12 protein-coding genes and 5 pseudogenes are annotated in these 20,784 nt (G+C 43.3%); 7 read left to right on the top strand and 10 right to left on the bottom strand.

Annotated elements, in window-relative coordinates; all coding sequences use genetic code 11:
* Positions 1-1,353: 1,353 nt before the first annotated feature.
* The 3 genes and pseudogenes from MKY74_RS35620 to pyrE all read right to left on the bottom strand — a co-directional run.
* Positions 1,354-1,701, bottom strand: a pseudogene (locus MKY74_RS35620) (carbohydrate ABC transporter permease); the annotation flags it as partial.
* Between the two features lie 103 nt (positions 1,702-1,804).
* Positions 1,805-2,782: a DNA/RNA non-specific endonuclease gene (locus MKY74_RS35615; protein ID WP_244169483.1), complete on the bottom strand. Its 978-nt coding sequence runs from the start codon at positions 2,780-2,782 to the stop codon at positions 1,805-1,807.
* A 244-nt stretch (positions 2,783-3,026) separates the two neighbouring features.
* A pseudogene (gene pyrE / locus MKY74_RS35610) lies at positions 3,027-3,570 on the bottom strand (orotate phosphoribosyltransferase).
* 316 nt (positions 3,571-3,886) lie between these two features.
* Between pyrE and MKY74_RS35605 the strand changes: the two are divergent.
* Entirely contained in the window at positions 3,887-5,083 is a 1,197-nt protein-coding gene (locus MKY74_RS35605) for an IS110 family transposase (RefSeq protein ID WP_076177140.1), read from the top strand.
* 287 nt (positions 5,084-5,370) lie between these two features.
* Here MKY74_RS35605 and MKY74_RS35600 read toward each other — a convergent pair whose 3' ends face one another.
* The gene (locus tag MKY74_RS35600; protein WP_341014194.1) at positions 5,371-5,928 is read right to left on the bottom strand and encodes a hypothetical protein; all 558 of its coding nucleotides are present in this window, start codon (positions 5,926-5,928) and stop codon (positions 5,371-5,373) included.
* Positions 5,929-6,566: 638 nt separating this feature from the next.
* On the bottom strand, positions 6,567-6,980 hold the full coding sequence (locus tag MKY74_RS35595; protein ID WP_076177133.1) for a spore germination protein: 414 nt from the start codon (positions 6,978-6,980) through the stop codon (positions 6,567-6,569).
* Between the two features lie 395 nt (positions 6,981-7,375).
* Here MKY74_RS35595 and MKY74_RS35590 point away from each other — a divergent pair, with 395 nt between their 5' ends.
* Genes MKY74_RS35590 through MKY74_RS35580 form a run of 3 tightly spaced genes read left to right on the top strand, consistent with a single transcriptional unit; the run spans position 7,376 to position 11,151 of the window.
* Entirely contained in the window at positions 7,376-8,476 is a 1,101-nt protein-coding gene (locus MKY74_RS35590; protein WP_341014191.1) for a GerAB/ArcD/ProY family transporter, read from the top strand.
* Entirely contained in the window at positions 8,473-9,966 is a 1,494-nt protein-coding gene (locus MKY74_RS35585) for a spore germination protein (protein WP_341014189.1), read from the top strand. Before MKY74_RS35590 ends, MKY74_RS35585 begins: the two co-directional genes overlap by 4 nt.
* 42 nt (positions 9,967-10,008) lie before the next feature.
* The gene (locus tag MKY74_RS35580) at positions 10,009-11,151 is read left to right on the top strand and encodes a Ger(x)C family spore germination protein (protein ID WP_341014187.1); all 1,143 of its coding nucleotides are present in this window, start codon (positions 10,009-10,011) and stop codon (positions 11,149-11,151) included.
* Between the two features lie 348 nt (positions 11,152-11,499).
* On the opposite strand, the pseudogene MKY74_RS35575 reads toward MKY74_RS35580, so the two are convergent.
* The 4 genes and pseudogenes from MKY74_RS35575 to MKY74_RS35560 all read right to left on the bottom strand — a co-directional run.
* Positions 11,500-11,753: pseudogene (locus MKY74_RS35575) on the bottom strand (dihydrodipicolinate synthase family protein); the annotation flags it as partial.
* A 99-nt stretch (positions 11,754-11,852) separates the two neighbouring features.
* Entirely contained in the window at positions 11,853-12,659 is an 807-nt protein-coding gene (locus tag MKY74_RS35570) for a GerAB/ArcD/ProY family transporter (protein ID WP_076176881.1), read from the bottom strand.
* Positions 12,660-12,896: 237 nt separating this feature from the next.
* A pseudogene (locus MKY74_RS35565) lies at positions 12,897-14,037 on the bottom strand (Ger(x)C family spore germination protein).
* A gap of 60 nt (positions 14,038-14,097) precedes the next feature.
* Positions 14,098-15,657, bottom strand: a complete 1,560-nt coding sequence (locus MKY74_RS35560) for a spore germination protein (protein ID WP_244169471.1) — start codon at positions 15,655-15,657, stop codon at positions 14,098-14,100.
* 233 nt (positions 15,658-15,890) lie between these two features.
* On the opposite strand from MKY74_RS35560, the gene MKY74_RS35555 reads away from it, so the two are divergent.
* Positions 15,891-16,655, top strand: a complete 765-nt coding sequence (locus MKY74_RS35555; RefSeq protein WP_076176886.1) for a hypothetical protein — start codon at positions 15,891-15,893, stop codon at positions 16,653-16,655.
* A gap of 1,451 nt (positions 16,656-18,106) precedes the next feature.
* Here MKY74_RS35555 and MKY74_RS35550 read toward each other — a convergent pair.
* Positions 18,107-18,312: pseudogene (locus MKY74_RS35550) on the bottom strand (AbrB/MazE/SpoVT family DNA-binding domain-containing protein).
* 691 nt (positions 18,313-19,003) lie between these two features.
* On the opposite strand from MKY74_RS35550, the gene MKY74_RS35545 reads away from it, so the two are divergent.
* Both MKY74_RS35545 and MKY74_RS35845 read left to right on the top strand, forming a co-directional pair.
* Entirely contained in the window at positions 19,004-19,237 is a 234-nt protein-coding gene (locus MKY74_RS35545) for a hypothetical protein (protein WP_144025560.1), read from the top strand.
* 472 nt (positions 19,238-19,709) lie between these two features.
* Positions 19,710-19,985: a protein-tyrosine phosphatase family protein gene (locus MKY74_RS35845; RefSeq protein WP_445671814.1), complete on the top strand. Its 276-nt coding sequence runs from the start codon at positions 19,710-19,712 to the stop codon at positions 19,983-19,985.
* The last annotated feature ends 799 nt before the right edge of the window (positions 19,986-20,784 follow it).

The following is a 20,784-nucleotide window of genomic DNA, read 5'->3' as shown; positions in this document are numbered from 1 at the left end:
CCCTAACTCCACAATCTGGCCCGATTGTTGAAAATCGATCAGTAATTATACTTCTTAAGTTTATTTTAACATATACCCATAGCGAAAATTCACACTAATCCGAACGCCATACTTGAGCATTTGCAAACCTGGTATCCACATAAAACGTCGTGGTACCCGGGATTGGTTCCGATACTGGCTCAGGAATAACAGTAACCGTTATCCTCCGATAGGTCGACATCCTCCACACATTGTTGAAATAATGCATGTCAGGTACGAACAGTGGACACGGCACCTTACCGTTCGTCTGACAACGTGGAGAAAGCAAAAAAGCCGCTTTACTTAGGCAGCGGCAGCCTCTGCGATCCATTCTTTTATCCGTTGTAGTCACGGATGAAGGAGAGCTCTAATCCAAATGATCCAGCCGGTACGGAGGCATGCTCAATCAAGAATGGCGTGCTATATCTTATGGAAATAACGTTCATTCAGTTCTAGGCTAGTTTGTTAGTTTGAAACATCTGTATCCAATCAATGCCCACTTTTTATGGTTTAGTGCGCAGTCTTAAGACCATACCCATAACACAACTTCGAATGGAAACGCGTTGGATAAGCTTGGATATAAATGACTATGTACGTCGACGTGTTAGTGTTATTGGATAGCATAGAATAGTTAATTTGCTGAAATTCTTTTAAAAATTTACCTGCTTTTAAAAGAATTTTTAGTATGGAATAGATTGCTTTTTCATACTTACTTTCAAAAGAATTACTGAAATGTTCTCAAATAATTTAATAAAAGGAGAGAATTACAATGAATAATAGATTTGAAAATAAAGTTGCGTTGCGTTGGTTACCGGTGCAGGTACTGGAATTGGGCGTACGGTTGACTGCTTTATTTTTAAGTATTATTTAACGTCTGAGTTTTTTTCTTTAATACGTTAAACATCCAAGAGAGGGGTTACTCTTGTTTTGTGCTCAAAGCAACCCTAAGCTATGTTGAACCGATGAAAACCTTTACTTGTTTGAATATATGGTGCGGTTCTCCGTGCTAACTGTAACGGCAAGTTTAAGGGCCATCCTTTTGTGGGATGGCCCATTCTTTCAAAACACACTGCATTTATAGCTCTCAACCATGGCAGCAATTTTTATTATCCTCTTTAAATCCGCTGTCATCTTCTCTCCTGCCTATAGATTAAAGAAATACGTCGAATTAACGTGAAGATTTCGGGAAATTCCGTAATTGATAGAACTGCTCGCTGTTATAGAACTTTGTTCCTTCAAGGCGTTGTAAATAAAAGAAGACTCACTGCTGTCTGTCGCAATTGACTCTAATATTGGGTGTTTATGATTGAACCTGTTTGGGATCGCCATTTTATCTTATCCCTTCACGCCTCCAACTGTCATGCCTTGGACGAAATGCTTCTGGAGGAACGGGTACACCAACAGAATAGGGACGCTGGCAATGATTGTCATGGTTGCCCTAATCGAAGCCGGCGTAACAGCCGTTGCACTGCTGCCGGCGGATTGGTAAACGTCGCCAGCCGAAGAAGTAGCTGCCGTGTTCGAAGTTTGCAAAATTTTCATCAATCCGTATTGTAGCGTGCTAAGGTTTACGTTGGAAGAGTTGTATAGAAATACGTCAAACCACGAATTCCATTGTCCCACGGCAACGAATAGGGACACGGTTGCCATGGCAGGAATGGTCAAGGGCAGAACGATACGCATGACCCTGAAACCATTCAGGATGTTCATCTCTAGTTATAACCATCCATAGGGAATTGTGGCAAACAGGAGTATGTTCTGTTCTTCCGTTCATTTAATTTTAGTCTTACTCACCTACCATACCGTCACCATCACGATCATCCATGTATTTGTATAACCAATGATCACTCGTTATTGGCATACTATAACCGGCTGCTTTCGCTTCTTTTATCGTTATCTTCCCGTTACCATTGGTATCAACACTAGAAAGATCATCTTTTGTATTTGGATTAGTCGCTTTTGTGTTAGAACTTTTTGAATCAGAAGGCTTACTGTCTGTTAAACCAAGGGTTTTGTTTACTTCGTCAGGATTCACATTATCAAATTTATCGACAATCACGTTACCCTTTAACGTATAGGTGTATTGATAACTGGAGGGAATCTGCGTTTTCGTGTTCGGGTAGGTGATAATTGCTTCAAAATTAGTAGCTCCACCTGCTTTGCGTATAGCGTCTTCCATATATGCTTGATCACCATGTCGGTTGAGCGTACTATCTTGTGGGGTGATATTATAAGCATTGGATACACCGCCAAGAGAATCAGCTATGGCATGTCCTTCGTCTAAAACAGCACTCTCAACCCCAGGGACCTTTGCTTCATCAGCACAATACCTACCAGACGATGAGACAGGCTCTTTATTGTCATCTTGTAGAATGATTTTATCAGCAATGACACGCACTAGTTGCCCGTGTTCGTTTGTAAATGCCCAGTATTTACGCTTCCCGTAACCAACATCCACAACGACGTTAGGTTCACGATGGCCAGACAAATCACAAGCATCCACTTCAATACGTTCGTATCCTGAGAATAGATCGTTATTTGGTTGGGTTGGTGTTTCCTCGACTGCCGGTTCATTAACAACCTTTTCTTCTCCTTTTGGTTCCTTAATGGCCTCGGTAATAGTTCCCTCTGCTTCTTTATCAACTTTGCTTACTTCTTGTATGGCGTTTTCTCCATTTGTAATAGGCGGATCTTCTAAATTGGTACAACCAACCATAAAGATGATCGTTAAAATTAAGATTAAATAGTTCATTTTCTTTTTCAATTTAGGACTCCCCTATAATTTCATACTGTTTATTCTAGAAACGACGACTATAACTTATCTTGTTCTATAATCTTACCATAAAAGACTGATATCCTATTGAATTATCCTGCCAATTACAATAGAACAGGGAGCAGCGTCGCGGCGTTCTGCTCCCTGTATTGGTTCAACTATCGTTCCCAGATAGCTTATTGAACAAAAGAAGCTGCCTAGATTGTTCGACAGCTTATGCACGTAAGAAATAAATTTACGTTAAGTTGCTTGTTGCAGAAGCCTCAAGGAGCTCCTCCATCTTAAATAAGGAGTAGAAATTAAGACCGTCACTTTCAAGATTGTTTCTTCCTTGTTGTTCCCTTTCAATTACACAAAGGACGCTCACAACATTGGCTCCAGCGTTACGCAACTCAGTCGCACTTAAGAGGATCTGTCCTCCCTGTTGTAACGACATCCTCGATGATACAAACAGTTTTTCCTTCTACCTCAATGCCTTCTGCAAGCTTGCATGTTCCATATTCTTTTGCTTTTTTTCGAACGAAAGCCGCTGGTATACCTGTCTTTAAAGATAGTGCAGTTGCGACTGGAATACCGCCCATTTCAAGCCCTGCCAAAACCTCGGTTCCTGGAGGGATTAACTTAGACAGATGCTCAGCTATTTCGTTTAGTAAGACAGGGTTAGACTCAAACAGGTATTTATCAAAATAGTCGTTTGATTCCATTCCAGATCTTAATTTAAAGCTTCCTGTTAAGTGTGCTGTTTCGTAAACCTGCTTGGCTAACAATTCTCTTTCCACAACTTCACCAGCCTTAAAATTTTCTTTATTTTACCACAATTTTGCATGATTGATTTAATACTATACTGCCCGATCGTATTATGAGGTGACCAGAACTTACTGGTCGACCTCATTTTTGTGTGGTCATAAGATTGAGGTAGCCGGGGATCGAACGTTTCTGCCCGTGGGACTCAGATCCCGAAAGCTATTCTGTTCATCCCCCCTACTTGTTAAACCATGATTAGGCTAGTTGGGGCTTTGACCCCGAATCACATGCGATAATATGGACGACAAGAAGGTTAGGGGCTGCCGGCGAATATAGACTAGGAGTGATTGAATGAATCCCGTCATCGGGTTGGATATTTCCAAAGGAGAAAGTCATGCACAAGCTTTTTCAAATCGAGGAATGCCTCACGGCAAAATCTTCCGTTTTGGGCATGATCTCGAGGGGCTAATGTCTTTTCTGCGATACGCACAGGAGCTTGAGTTCTTTACAGGTCTGCGTCCTGCCGTCGTGTTAGAAGCAACCGGGCATTACCATAGCCCTGTCGTTCAGTTTCTAGATGAGCATCAGTACTTGTACATCGTTATTAATCCATTGATTTCACATCAGGCCAAAAAAACCAACTTACGTAAGGTGAAAACGGATATTGCTGACGCGTACCAACTGGGGGAATTGTTTTACAAAGAAGAGTTGGAACCTTATAAAAAGCGCGGCCAATATCTGATGAATTTGCGCTATCTGACACGGCAGCATGAGTCTTTAACGGATATGTATGTGCAAGCGAAGCTACAGTTTCAGGCGGTTCTTGATCAGGTCTTTCCGGAATATCATGGTGTGTTTGGTGACCTGTATTCGAAGGTGTCACTTCGTTTTCTGACTCTTCACTCTACGTCTCAATCAGTGTTGGTCAGATCCCTGAAAGATATCACGGCAACGATCCAGTGCCTTGCTGGGCGTTCTTCCACTTGGGCGCTTGAACGTGCCCAGAAACTAATGGCTGCCGCGGAGCGCAATCCTTTCAAGGAGACAGCTTTTCCAAGCCATCTTATCTCACTGGAGTTGCTTATTAACCTACTTCTTCAGTACCAGGAGCATCTAGCCAACCTTGACCAGTCGATAGATGCTCTAGCTGAAGAATTACAGGAATATGATTTGATCCAATCGATACCTGGCATTGGCACCAAAATTGCTGCAACAATTCTGGCTGAAATCGGGGAAATCGATCGATTTGATCATGCAAAAAAGCTGGTTGCATTTGCCGGTATCGATCCAAGCGTGTTCTCTTCCGGCAAGTTTACAGCGACCCGAAACACGATTACTAAACGCGGTTCCAGAAGACTCCGAACGGCCTTATACCAAGCCGTACGCTGTGGTCTGCGTAGCTCTCGCAACCAAAAGCTCCGAGCTTATTACGAGAAAAAGCGTGCTGAAGGCAAACCGTTTAAAGTGGCCGTAATTGCCTGTGTAAACAAGCTGATCCATTGGGTTTATGCGATTCTAACCAAAAAAGAAGCATTTCGACTGAGCTAAACAAGAAAGGCTCACCTTCTGAGGAAAACCTTCCCAAATCCTGTAGGACGGTTATTTGTTATGCTTTCTTTTAAGTATAGCACCTTTGACTTTAACCATTAAGAATTAAATATTGACAAGCTATTAGCTAGAATAGCTTAATGAATTAGTGAAATGTAGTTTGATGCTTATCTAATCGGTAATCGGATTATGTTCTTGTCCTTTACGGCAATCGGTACAAGTTCTTGTCCCGAAGAAAAGACAAGAACTTGTACCGATAAACAAAAAAACCGCTAAAATAGCGGCTTTCATTGGGACCATGTTCTTGTCCCTCGACATTTCTTCTGCATACGCCGGCGATGTGCTTTAAGCATCATTTCCTCGATCTTTTCTGCAGGAGCCTCCATCATTTTATTCTTAAACGGCCGGTCAATCCGGACGTATATTGCACGCCAATCCAGGGGCGCTTTAGTCTTGGTATCCTTGGGTAAATCACCGAAGACATCCCGAAGGATAGTGATTTTTGCATTCTTTGCACCGTTATCAATAAGATGGCAAATATACAGCTTCTTTGTGCGCATCGTTTCCCGAAAATAAATTGCTAAACTCATTTGGTATCCTCCAATCAGGTCATTTAATACTGCAGCTACCTGGCGCCGGCTGCACTTCCTGAGCGATTCTACCGTGACCGTGAGTGCTTCCGCTGCCTTATACGAATCAAGTACATTTTGAAGACGTTTCGCATGTTGGGTGAAGTGACTCGGATTGTCGGCTTGCTTAACAATCGACTTCGCAGCAAGTAAGAGTTCCTCGCAAGCCGCCTTTAATGCCCGGTTATGAACCTTCTCGATCATTTGAACAGCCATATGTGCATAGATCTCAGAAAATTCCTTGTCATGGATTTATTGCTCACGATAAGCCAGATCACTCTCGCTAATTTCCCAATCACCAGAATCAGATTTATTAGCTTTTAAGTGGCCATCATTGATCATATTAAAGCACCGTCTTATAATGTTGTCGCCCGACCGAAAAATTGAAGCGGAATGGCTAAATAAAAAAAGGCCGCCCATAATAAAGGGCGGCAAGGACAATGATGATATGATCCCGCTTAGGGAAAGTGAATGGCAAAGGTGGTTTGCCATCTTTATTTTGGTTAATGTGGGTTAACATAAGCAGAATTGTTATTAGCGGTCGTTATTAGCGTTCCAAAGAGAGAGAGCTGTGTTACTTTTCTATTCGTGAAAGCAATTTAGGCACAATAATCAACCCTACGACATTTGCCACTACAAATATTAAGAAAAATAAATCACCTGTTAATGAAAAAGTCGATGCAGAGACAATAGCCCCAATCCAGGCGAGTCTTTTATATGTATTTATTGTTTTCACCATTTAAATTCACCTTTTATATATTTTCGCATAATTGGTTTATCTATTTTGAAGGCCGCCCAAACGGACGGCCAGCAAAAAAGAGAAAGCAGATACCATCCTAGGAGTTTACCCTTTTTTATTTTGGGTAATCCTGGTTCAATCTATACCTAAAATATAAAAAAACCTCCCGGCAGGGTAGCCTGCAGTCCTCGACCACTTCGGGCCGGATGATATCTTTGAGGTAGTGAAGTCCTGCCTTGGTCTGACTTCGGTTCCCAAGTGAATATTGTTCGAATGCCATGGATTGCGTTTTCAATCTTTTGCGAACCAACGCGACGTTCACCGAAAGATCATCGATAAACCCGTCCCGCGGCCCGCGAATCGATACTTCCGTATTAGCTTCCTCCGCATTTCGTTTGGGCGCTTCGGCAATGTCTAGGGTAAAGGCGGCCGCAAGTCCATCAAAAAACAAAATCAATTCGCCGTTGAAAACTTTTACAGCTAGATTATCCAGCCATTCTTCCTTCTTCAGGAAGGATACGGACGTCAATCATACAAAGCATGCGTAAGCAAACAGCTCTGTTTCAGCAAATGACTAAAAATCAAATGACTCTTTCTACCATGCGTTCAATAAGCAGAACCATCTTACAGAGCAACTCTTACATAAAGTTGATGAACTATCGAAAGACACAAAAGTCACAAATTTATTACTTTCAGAGCTTATAGTCATTCATCGAACCGTGATTTCAGACGACACAGATGCCCAGGGAGAATTCATTCTTGGGGATGCGCAACGCCGTGTAGGAAAAGGAAAGTAAAATACGAGGTTTTAGGAATTATTTTAAGAAATTATGGAAATTAATGTTTATGAGGTTTACGGTTTCTTCCTTAGTTGGATAACAAAAACTGAAGTAGAAAGAACCATTTCGTTGACAAGGGGACTATATGGTTAATAAAACAGGTATTGCGATCGGAATTATTCCCTCATTCTCCATTATTGCCTTAGCGGTAGGGTTAATGAACCATGTGATGGTCATTCCTTCCTTGTTGCAAGAAGCCAGAAGAGACGCGTGGCTAAGTGTATTGGCTGTTATTTTACCGTACACCATTTGGACGCTGCTTCTTTACTACATCATGAAAAAAACAAAGCAGCAACAAATCTCGACTTGGTTGCGCGAAAATTATGGATCGGCAATAAGCGCTGTATTTCGGGCCTTTTTCATTGCCTATCTTTTTTCGATCATGGTCTTGACGGTAAAAGATACAACCATCTGGACGCACGCCTCTTACTTACCAAGAACCCCTCAACTCGTTTTATCCGCTTCAATAGTTCTCTTATGTTGTTTCGCTGCTCAAGCCGGATTACGTTCGATCGCCATAACATCGGGAATTTTACTACCTTTCGTCATCGTATTTGGGGATTTCGTCATGAGTGCCAATCTCCCCAAAAAACACTACTCCTTGTTGACCCCCATGATGGAACATGGAATCGAACCGATCCTCAAAGGAAGCGTGTATGTTGGCGGGGGACTTGTAGAGCTGATTATCATTCTGCTCTTTCAGCATCGATTGAAAAAGGTCATTCGTCCTTGGTCGCTGTGTCTATTGGCCATCTTCCTGGTCATTTTGGTGTTTGGACCTGTTACGGGGGCAATAGCCGAATTCGGACCCTTTGAAGCAGCCAAACTGCGGTACCCGGCTTATGAAGAATGGCGGCTCGTCCAGGTCGGGAAATATATCCGGCATGTGGATTTCTTATCCATTTACCAGTGGCTATCGGGAGCCTTTGTGCGGATTTCCATGTCGCTCTTCCTTCTCGTCGAACTCTTGCCGGCCAACCAGCATAAGAACATCAGGCATGTTTGGCTGACCATTCTCGGTATCGCAATGGTTGTCCTTGTCGAAATACCCATCAGCGACATGCAGTATGCAGGCTTCTTGAAGCATGTCTATTTACCTTTGTCCTTAGGACTGGTTGTAGGCGTGTCTTTGTTATTGTTTATCGCAGTACTCGTAAAAAATAGGACTGGGGTGAGTCGCAAATGAAATTTCGCTGGTTATGGAAAACACTTTTGGATCATGGATCAACAAAGAAAACGCCCTCTATAGAATCCTCTGCCGCAGTGTCCGGCAAACACCAATGGTCATCCGAAGAGCTTCATTCCTTATTTCATAATTGCGCGGATGTCAAGACAGATTCGTATGACTTTGGCAATGCTGAATCTTCGCAGCCGGTTCTCCTTATCTATTGCGAAGGTTTAGCGGATATTCAGCAAATCAACGAATATGTGCTTCCGCGATTGGAAAGCATGCTGAATCACTCGAAACCCGGCATGGGACTGGATAAGAAACTGGAATTAACCCCGATCGACCAGACCGGAGACATCATCACAAGTGTATTTTCGGGACAACTCCTTATTTATTTTTCCAAGTTTAATGCTGCATATGGATTGGATATTGCTTCCCCCCCTCATCGCAGCCCTTCGGAATCCAATACGGAAATATCCATCAAAGGGCCGAAGGACGGGTTCGTGGAGGAAGTACCAACCAACGTGGCCTTGATACGGAAACGCCTCCGCACCAATTCCCTTTGCTACGAACAATTTACCGTTGGAAAGAGGAGCAACAGCAAAGTCGCTTTGCTCTACATCGAAGACATCATTCAACCTGAAATTGTGAAAGAGGCCAAAAAACGGTTGAAGCATATTAACATGGATAACATCATGGGGAGCAGCCAATTGGAAAAAATCATCTCCGATTATTCCTTCACTCTGTTTCCGTTATTGGATTATTCCGGCCGTCCCGATTATGTGGCAGACTGCCTCGTCCACGGGCGATTCGCTATCATTGTCGATGGGGCCCCGAACGCTATTATCGGACCGGCCAATTTGACGCTTCTGTTAAAATCGCCTGAGGATGCATATTTTCCGTTTTATTACTCGACATTAGGGATGATTTTGCGCTTTATCGGCCTGGTGACGTCTTTGTTTCTTCCTGGTTTTTGGATTGCACTCTCCTCTTATAATGTGGAACAAATCCCGTATCCGCTCTTGGCTACGATCTCGATGTCAAGGATTGGATTGCCTATACCAGGACCCATCGAGGCCATTTTAATGATTGGCATGTTCGAGTTGTTCCGGGAAGCCGGCGAGAGGCTGCCTAAAGCGGTCGGCCAAACGGTAGCCGTCGTTGGGGGCATCGTGGTCGGGGATGCAGCGATCCGGGCCGGCCTTGCTTCTACGACGTTGCTGGTCGTATCGGCCGTGACCGCCGTTTCGAGTTTTACATTAGTCAATCAGTCGCTTGTTGGCTCGGTGAGCATCGTCCGGCTTTTTGTATTGATGTGTTCATCGGTACTGGGGATGTATGGATTTATTCTATCCACGATCGCGGTTATTTTGTATCTTTCGCGGTTGGAATCCTTCGGCGTCCCCTATCTCGCTCCCCTATCTCGCTCCCTTATCCCCGCTTACCTGGAAAGACTTTATTGCGGCCATCATCCGGAAACCATGGAATACCATCGATCGCCGACCTGAAATACTGCACACGCAAGACTCTACGAGGAGAGGTGATTCCTGATGTCCAAGCGGAAGAAACTGATGTCAATATGTTTGATGTTCTCTCTTCTCTTGACTGGTTGTTGGGATATTAAGGATGTACAGGACGTCAATTATTTAACGAGCATAGGCTTCGATTATGCTGATGATCAATACATCGTTTATGCGCAAATGCTGGACTTCACGGACGTTGCCAAAATGGAATCGGGAAAGCCTCTTCAACCCGTTCCCGTCTGGGTCGGGAAAGGCAAGGGCGATACGCCGATCAGTGCCGTCAATGAACTGTACCGCACTTCGCAGATGCGCAATTTTTATGGACAAATTGTTTCGGTTGTTGTCAGTGATAACGTATTAAAAAAGGGCATTCACGATTTCGATGAACTTCAGCACCGATATTATGAAATGCGATACACGCCATGGATCTTTGCTACCAAAGAGCCCTTGGACAAGGTTTTTACGGTAACTCCCTTTTTTAATCTATCGCCGCTCATGTCATTGCTTCAACAACCCCAGGAGAGTTACAGACAAGAATCCGATATCACCCCGATCAGCTCCAGGGAATTCCAGTCTGATCTACAGGAACCGGGAAAGGCAACCCTTCTGCCATCCCTATCCATTTCAAAGCGAAACTGGGAAAAAGGCGGAAAGCCCCACCCCATGCTGAAAATGGATGGAGTATACGTTTTTCAAGATGGGAAATACCAGGGATGGCTAAGTGAACAGAGCATTCCCGGACTTCGTTGGGTAGAGCCCCAAACCCAGCGCAGTCCTCTGATCCTACGTAAAGACGGGAAATCCCAGGTATCGTTATCTCTTGAAAATCCAAAAATCCAAATAGTTCCGAACGTCAAAGGGAAGGACGTTACCTACACCGTCGACGTCATGCTTACCGGAGTGGTTAGCGAGGTCATCCAGCCGATGTCTGAACGACTAATGGAGGACAAGGCAGTCGGACAAGTCCGGAAAGAAATCCGACAAACGTTCGAGAAAGGACTCGAGATCCAATCCGATCTTTTACAATTGGAATACACGCTGTACCGCAAGCAAAATAAAGAGTGGAAAAAATTCTATGCCGAGAAGGATTTCAAGCTGACCAAAGAATCTCTTCAGGAGATCAAGGTTTCACTTAAGCTGAATAACAGCGGGAAACTGAAAATCCCTTGAATCTCGAAAGTGATTATACGAAGCCGGCCTATGTATTCGGAAGGTTTTTGAAAAATACTGCAAAGTGGTTCCGTATTATCCGTTCATTATTCGATTTAAACAACAATAAAGGAATATGGCACCCCAACGATAATTCGCCGCCACGTTAGTTTTAAGTATTTTTATCTTCTACTGCTTGCTTTGGTTGTTTAACAACAAGTTCCACTCATCGAATGTCTTGTTGACTTTATTCGATTAGTTTAACAGTTGAAAATAATATGTACGCAGCCGATTATGGATAACACATAGCGGCGGTTTTTCCGTGCTATATGCGGGTGTTTGGAGAAGATTAAAAAGATAAATTTGAATTTATAAGTCTTCGAGCCATTCCTGTAGATGTATTGCTACGAAGTCATCATCGTGGAGATGCGGATACTCGTTGTAGACTCGATCAATCTCTTCGACTTGCCCCGGAGACAACGTTTCATCGGGGTTCAAGCACCTGCTTTATTCGTCCATACCGCCCAGTGACAGAGCAATCCACCAACGATCGCTTCCTCCACAATTGCACCGTCCACTTCAAATCGGTATGTTGTCAGCAAATCCGCAATAATGTTATCGTCCTCTACTTCCTTGCTCATCTCCTCAGCGACCAATACCGGGGCTCAGACATATCTACAAAACACAGCTTTTGTGCAAATGTCGAACCAAAGGCCCTTTGATTATCCCCTTGATCTTGAACATGCTTGAACGTAATAACGAAATATTCTATATCGAATCATCTCCAGTTCCGGATACATCAAATTGCTGGCGACACCGGGACCAAAGAGTAAAATCGCTGAGATCAGATTGATCAAAATAATAACGCCGGATGTCAGCGTTGCCCAGGAAAGGGATGTTTTCCCGATTTCAGCAAAAAATGGACATAGGAAAATGATGAACACCATCTCCGCAGTGTGTCCAGCCATAAGATATGTTCCATTCCATATTCCACCGACATCGATATGGTTAACGAGCGCAATCACCTTGCTGAAATTCATTTCTTTAGAGATGAACATGGGAATGACGAATATCCAGATGAGGCTAATGAAGAAAAAGCCTTGCGCTGCGCGAAAAAGGCTTCCAATCCCCGAACGAACTGCATAGGCAAATACACATCCAAAAAGAATAGCTACTGCCCACCCCGGCGTTTCTTGCAAATAAACCTCACTAATGAGATCCAGAAGCTCCCGAAAAATAAAGGATGCAATAATTAAAGACGAACATAGCATCACGCCATAAAGCGGATAATGGAGCCACTTCCCGAACATCTCTCTCCCGTAGGCTGCAAAGGTTTGTCCGGGTCTTTTGGTAGCCAAACGGCAGGCCGGATATGTGATCAGCAGGCCGAGGGTGGAACCCAGAATGACGGAAACCCAGGACATATAGGGAGTCGTTTTAATCAGTAAAGGCATCGTGAACGTAAGGGTTGTTGTGTACAAATACTGCGTATATAACATGTAAATTTGAGTTTGGGTGATCTTATCCAACTGCGCATAACTCCCTTCATCTGCCTGCTTTCATCCAATGATCGATAGGGCTAAATATCCCTTCCAACATTTCACCAACCGTCCACCGCCCTTTGCCTAAGTATAAGATGCACAAACACAAAAACATCCCCGCAGCCGAACCTAGAACCAGAGAACGCGTACGCTTTTTTCGACTTTTCTTGTTTAAATACCACCACTCATACAAAGTGATACTGATATATGCAATGATGATAAGGATCAATTTTCATCCCCTCTTTCTTGTTCCAAAGTATGCACCACGGATTGCCGGGTGGTTCCAAATTGTTTGATCTTCACGTTTGGTACTACTCTCAAAGACAATTTGCTGCTGTAAATTTCACGCCACTCAGGCTTCATACGTTTCCACTCACGCGGGTAGGACCAATCAATATAACTTCCAAATTGAAACGCATCGGATTGCATCCCTCTGGTCTTGGATGGCATCGGTGATTCTTTGGTGCACCTCGCCATTAAGGCTTTTCTCGACCCTTTTTAACATCTGTGGATCGTATAAGTGGATATTGGAATCCGATGAAATGACACTGGCATCAGCATCCGCTTCAATTTGGATCAAAGTTCGGCCCTGCCCCAGCTTTGGCTTGATGTTTGTATGTAAATTCCGGATCATGAAACTGACATTTTTTCCATCCGTTGGCGACGTTACCGTGATTTCCGCATCGGTTAACTGTCCGAGGATCCATAATCCGCCGCGCATTTCCTGCACGTTTAACGTTCCCACCATTTTTCCTTGCGTAAATACGGCGGCCCCTGCCTTCTCAATCCAGGGTTGTTCTTTTTCTTTTTCCGTTTCGATTCTCCTCATCTTGAGGCGCAGCAAGGGAACGACTTTATCCCCACCGTAATAATTCGCCTCCATAAAATCCTTAATGGACGTATCAATAGCCGTACGAAACTTTGAGGTGGCAGTCAGAATATCATTTGGAAATCTTTCGCTGACCACCGCGGCGGAAGTAAGATCTTTCGCCGTTCCGGTGGTGACATACAGTTTGGTATTGAGATAAATGGGGGCGTTTCGCCCAACAAATTCGAGCACAGGCTCAGCCCCTGCTTCAGCCATGTCCCTCCCCAGCACAATGACCCGAGTTTGTCCAAAACTGATTCTTCGTGATAAATTCATTTGGATATTGCGGAATGCTTGGCCAAGATCTTCACCCGATCCCGAGACATAGGAATACGCCTTACCCTGGGACTGGCCTGAGCCCACCGCCATTCCCGGAATGAGACGATTGGTGAGCGGAAACCCCAGCGTGAGTTCAACGCCCTGTTCTGACTTATCCACGATCATGGTTTTAATAAAAGCCCGCTCATTGAGCTCCAAAGCTGACCAGCATCCGCTGATAATGAGTAAAAGGGATGAAGAAACAGGCTATAATCGAGATTTTCCGTACCCATTGAGAAATCATTCCCCTTCATCCTCCTGCGATGTATTTCCTTGCCTCATTTCATCGGCTCTAAAATGAGATGGACGTTTGTTCATAAGTGGCCAGGGTACCCTTACGAGGGTATCTTTTAAATCGCTAAATCTTAAAGGAGTCAACGGAGATAAATACGGGGTCCCAAATGAGCGCAGATTGATTAAATGGATGTAAATGATAATCAAACCGCAAGCCACCCCAAAAAGACCATATATTCCCGATAAAATCATTAGGGGAAATCGAAGCAAACGGAATGCCAGTCCCAGATCAAAGTGAGGGCTAATAAAGGAGGCAATTCCAGTCAGCGAAACGATAATCACCATAAATGCCGAGATAATGCCTGCTTGTACTGCGGCCGTTCCGATAATCAGTGCTCCAATAATGGAAACCGATTGACCAATCGACTTGGGAATCCGGATCGTAGCTTCCCGTAGCGCTTCAAATGCAATTTCCATGATGAATGCTTCGACCAGTCCGGGAAAAGGAACGATTTCTCTTGAGGATGCTATGGAAATCAGCAGATCTGAAGGAATAATCTCAGGATGAAATGTCGTAATCGCGATATAAATGGAGGGAAGCACCAACGAAATAAACAGAAAAATATACCGGATCCAACGGATCCATGTCGATGCCAGAAAATGCTGAAAATAGTCCTCTGCTGCTTGCATCAGCATAAACAAGGTCACGGGTGCAAGCAGCACAATCGGGGTTCCATCTACTAATATGGCGATCCTCCCTTCCAATAAGGCTGCCGTCGTCACATCTGGGCGTTCAGTATACTGCATTTGGGGAAATGGAGAATAAGGGCTATCCTTCAAAAACTCTTCCAAATAACTGCTTCCCAAGACGCCATCGATATGGATCTTCCTAAGTCTCCCTTTCACTTCATCCAGAAGTTCCTGCTTACATATTCCCTCCATATAGGCTACGACCACTTTAGTTTTGGTCTGCACCCCGAATTCCATGGATTCAAACTTCAGAGATGCCGTTTTTAACCGTCTTCGAAGCAAAGTCAGGTTAACATCCAAATCTTCAATGTATGCCTCCCGCGGTCCCCGAATGCCGGATTCATTTGGCGCATCCTCAATGGCTCTCTTTTCAGAAGAAGCACAAGGGATATCCATCATCCGGGACTCACCGTCTACAAGCAGCAAGACATGGCCATTTAAAATAGCCTCCAGCCCTTCCTTAAGGTCATTGACAACGTTCAGGCCGGTAACGGAAAGTTTCTTGTATTCAAAAATATGCCTGTGGAATGCTGTGGCGTCCAACGGATCTATGGATAACAGGTCACGAAGAAGTTCATCCTGAACTGTATTTTTGTCAATCATGCCACGAAAAAAAACCACAGCGCAATTTTGCTCAGGGGTGACATGAAACGACTGAATAACAAGATCAGAACAATGGGCCAACTCCTGCTGAAACCACTTCAGGTTATCGTCGATGGATTCAGAGATTTGGCATTGGCCTTCGGACTGCGGTTCCGCAGAGCGTTTCAATATACTGGGGTTATTCTTTCTTTTCTGATTCAACCGTAATCGCATAGGCATGGCTTCTCCTGACTTCAATCTAATGTTGAAATCTTGAATCAAACGACCGATGATTATTCAAAGGTTTACACATTGGAGAACTTTTTATGCAATTGAGGGGGGGAATGAGGTACTACCTTTCTCTAAAATGAAATATCACTCTCATCCGTATGATAAAGGTGACATCAGGTGATAATTTTGAAAAAGGCTTCGAAAATCTCTATATAAACGCTAAGAAAGGAACAGCTATGAACCGATTTGAATCAGAAGTGATTAGCCTATTCCACGAAATTCAACAGGGTAAAAGGGGCCGTTTTCCCAATCATTACTTTGCAGGCGATCAAGGAAAGCAGCTCCTCATTACGCTGACTAGATATATCATTGAAAAGCACCTGAACATTCCCATGGAAGAAATCCCTCAGAAGATTACTGCAGATTTGTTGTGGAAAAACCGGTTAAAGCCACCGGCTGCTCTTCACGGGTTGAATTTTATGGAGCTGATTGAGCTGGTCTATCCCAATCAATTTTTCCCTTGGGAATTCAAACAAGTTTCCTACGGGTACTGGATGGGAGAAGAAGGCCGGGAACGAGCCACAAAAACGGTGAAGTATGTCGTTGAAGAAATCGAAAAAATACCAATTGCCGACCTACCCCAGCGAATCAATACCGATTTTTTCAAAAGAAACAGGTTAATCAGCATTATGGATATGTTCGGCAGTTCCCCATACCAAGTTGTCGAGGCGATATACCCCGGCTTATTTCAGCCATGGCAGTTTGCCAACGTACCTTTGAATTGTTGGAAAAATGCAACGTTCATTAAACAAAGCATGGATCAGCTCCTATTTCACGATCTGAAATTTCAAAACTATCAAGAGGCTCTTACCAAGATTAAAAAAGAACACTTTTTCGAGTATCGGCGTTCCGGTCTATTCATTAGGGCCTTCCGTTCAAGTTTACAAAGCGTGAGAAAGTGGATTTCTCAGCAAATGGCTTGTGCATCTGGGGTAAATTAGGGGGAATATGGAATGATTCATTTCGTTCGGTTACTACCGTGGATTTCCGATAGCTGTTAAATGGTGGCGCTGGTCTTTTCTAAAGAGCTACTCCTCTTCGCTATATTGATTGAGGTGGACGCGACTCCTCCCTATGTGCTTTCCTTGTTTAAATGATCCGAATTGTCAACTGACATCATAGCGAAAAACCTTACCTGGTGTATGTTCGGCAAGGTTTTTCGCTTCTCCAGTAGTCAGGCTTCTTATTTCTTTTTCGATACTTCGCCGGAGCAATTAGTACAGCCTATCGACATGGGCAAATCGTTTAGGTAAAACCCCGTCTTCAAAAGCGTGCCCGCATTAGAAATAGGAACAATCTTCTTACAAGCCATACAATACACTTGCGGTTCTGCACTTACACTTGATGTCATGATACAAAGGTCCCCTTCACATTCAATTTCGAATAATCCCCTTCAAACATCAAATAAAACTTACTGAATTTATCAGAAATTACACTTCTTTTATTTAATCAAAATATAACATGCCGTTAAACCGGTTACATTTACCAAAGTGAGGCCGTGCAGTTATATCTTCGACGGAAGCAGAAACACATACCCCCTCTAAAAAAAGCATCCTAACTTATGTACTTTTGGCTCTTACCTTTATTGCATTATTTGTATCATCGATTTTCTTTAGTAAGTATATTACTCAAAAAAATGATATAGATAAGGCAGCTGATTTCTCCTACCGCAGTTTTATAGTTGAAAGCTTAATCTATAAAACTAATTTAGAACAGTATATACAAGCTAAAGATAAAACGAAAAACATGGATTTAATGATTTCGATTGAGAATATCAAAAGCACATTCCAAAGTTATGATCTTATTATTAATGCAAATCATAAACTGGAGGATTCACAATATCAAAAAAGAGCCTCCCTCTTTAATGATTATTGGAGATTAATATCGAGGGAATATGGTCAACTCTCACTTGAAGAGCTGAAGACTACTGATAGTAAAGTGAGAGAAATGATAAAAATGTTCCAAAAATAAAAAAAACACTTGATCCCAACTTGATGCTTTTCGCCCTCGATCGTATCTTAGTCATTGAGTCATAAAAAATCCAACTCATTCTTCTGAGTTGGATTTTTTTCGAGCTTCGAATTAAAAAACTGACGTAGCTTTGGGTGACCACGATCATTTCTGCCTATTTGACTTGTGAAGCGTTTGGATGCTTTTCCATAACTTTGGCTAGTCGTTTTGAAGTATCCACTTGTTTTCCTCTTGTCTAGTTTTCTTCTTTTGGCTCCTCTTCATGCCTACCTGCTACCTCATCTGCTGCTTGCAACCGACCAATCATCTGGTGGACACCGTTCCCGGTGCCACGCTGCTCACGCAATTCCATGTGACGGCGCTCTCAATCTCAGCAACATTCGGCTCAGATCCCTCATACCTCGAAAACAAGACGCACAGATCAGTTGCCCTTAAAGTAGCTTAATGCATCGATGGACCCGCAAAATAAACACCCTGACTTTAACTTGCGAAACATTAAATACTTAGCTTCTTCATCGATGAAAAACTCAACTGCGTCTCCTTCGCCAACCCCTCACGCCGTAAATCGAAGGGGATGACAATCCGCCCTAGCTCATCCACTTGCCGGACCATTCCGATGTTTTTCATATGACTCCCCTATAATAAATTCCTGCCGATAATCCTCAGTAACTCCTGACTTTTGTTTCTCGAATCACCTCTAACGCCGAATGCATTGCAGCATGCTTAACCTTTTTTTCTTGAATTTCGCTGATATCTGTAAAAAAATCGAGATGTCTGGCTACATCCAATAATGCGCTGCAAGCTGCCTTAAAGGCCAACTGCTCATCTCGAATAAGGTGAAAAGTGATTTGATAGCAATATTCCTCGTACCGTCTTAATATGGATGCTTGAGCCTGTAAATTGATCTCCGGCATACAATAGATACAGTTAAGCGCCATTAGAAATTCGATCTCCTGTTCTCTTTATACCTGTTGCCCGAAGTTTATGTACAAGTCCCTTGCACGTAAGACAATAAACTTGCTCCTGTTTCATGGTCATCAATGATCTTCCCCTAAATGTCACTCTTTGAAAATTATAGCGCATTCTAGTGGAATCCCCTATTGGAAAACAAAGGGTTTAATGAGTCTGGCACAAATACTTATTAATGATTTACCAAACAATTTACCTTTCTTTATAACTCTAGACCTTTTTATTGCGTTTTATTATTTGCCTTTATATATTATTCTTTACTACATCATTGCAAAGACGAATCGATGGAGGGATGATTTCACCAAGCACACAATGCATGCAGAGCCTAAAAATCCTGGAGGGAATAATAATGAAAAAACCGCTTGTGATTACTTGCTTAGCCATAACCCTTGCCTTGAGCTTCGGATTTTATCAATCCTCCACTCTAAAAGCAGATAAACAACATGTAAAACTGGGTCCCTCACAAGTGTTATCAAGGAATACCGTTGAAAATTCTCAGAATTTTGGGCAACCACTTCCTGGAACCATTCATATATCCGATGTTCCAAAGGGAGGTATTTTTTGCCCCCAAATTAGTCATTGAAACCACTACCGTTTCACGAATTACGGTACTTGTTTCGCCCATTTCACCCCTTCCATCCGTATGCCGATAATTGTTTGTCGATTAACGGTGACATCGGAGATCTAGTTAAAGGGAATCAACCCGTAGAGTTTACTTTTGGTTCTTGAACAACATCCTGATCCAGAAATTCGCTCCAAACGTCCCCCCATCTAATTACGAGTGGACTGTTTGATGAAAGTATTTTGGTGTTGAGAAAGAGAAAGTTTATCCTGTTTCTAGAGATAAAAGATGTGAAAGAGAAAGCAACTTTGAAAAATAATAAGTGAAGGAGAGTGACATTATGAATGATACATGGAGTCCCGAATCGCCAGGTGTACTGCGCCTTCCATCAGGTCGACTCGTTCGCGGTCGAGCACTATAGACGTCCACTTCCCCAAGGGCTTCAACCCACTTTTGCACTCTACCTACTTGGGCGACAACCAGCGCCCGTTACTTGGGAAAGCCGCTGGATTCCTTGGCCGGACTTCTGCTGCCCAAAAACAAGGTTGCAGCCGTTGATGCGCTTCGCGAAGCATGGACTCGGGCTGAAGTTGAACGGGTTGAAGTCGCCTGTGGGGGAGGGATCGGACGAACTGGTACTGCACTTGCATGTCTCGCTGTGATTGATGGAGTACCAAATCATAAAGCTGTCGACTATATTCGGCAGCACTATACTCCACGTGCTGTTGAGACTACCTGGCAACGCCACTTCGTCTCTCGTTTCAAATAGGGTCTAATAGGTAGAGGACATCGCCATGAAGTCTGATTTCTGGATCATGACTAACGTCAATGACCTGGATAATCTCGTGATTGTGGGCCAAGGGTCAGGGTTGTTCACGGATGGGCCATGATATAAGTCATCATCAGCCCACCACTCAAGAAGGTGTTTGTGATTGCTTGGTATCATTATATTTGTTCTCCCTAGAAAATAATTCAACCGCGCCTTTGTGGGATACTTTCAGTTGTTTATTCAACAGAAGAATTTAAGTTTCATGCTTTCCTTATTTTTATTGTCTTAAACTGCCCCTTAGCCCAAAACCCAACGAACATATGTTTAAAATTCCTACTTTTATGATTAGCTTGAGATTGCACCCAGAGGGGCCCCAATCTCAACTTAATTATTCGCTCTTCCACTTTTTTATTACTTGCTTGGCAAGAATGGGTTCTCGCATTCGTCTCCATGATAATCATTATTCTTTGAATCACCCAAAACGGCCTCCATACGAGAAGCAATCCCCCTAGTTGCTCACAGGATTCTTGTTGACTTTTTCTCATCCTGTAGTTTATTTTTTGAATGCTCCAGCTCCATTATTAGCGCTTAGGATCTACGAGCTGCCTTTCCGGATTTTGATCCTTAGAAGAGACCCGGCCATACCCCTCTTCATATACCCTCTCTACTATTCTTCAGTTCAGTTGCGATTCTTACGTGGATTGAAGTCCCACCAATATCCTGGCCTTCATTGCTTTCATCGTTTGCTCCTGCTTGGATGTAGCCCTCTGCCTCACGCCTATATCCGATCAGCGTATAA

It is taken from the genome of Paenibacillus sp. FSL R5-0378 (assembly GCF_038009285.1).
GTDB classification, from domain to species: domain Bacteria; phylum Bacillota; class Bacilli; order Paenibacillales; family Paenibacillaceae; genus Paenibacillus_AQ; species Paenibacillus_AQ favisporus.
This window is presented reverse-complemented; position numbering and strand designations above follow the sequence as displayed.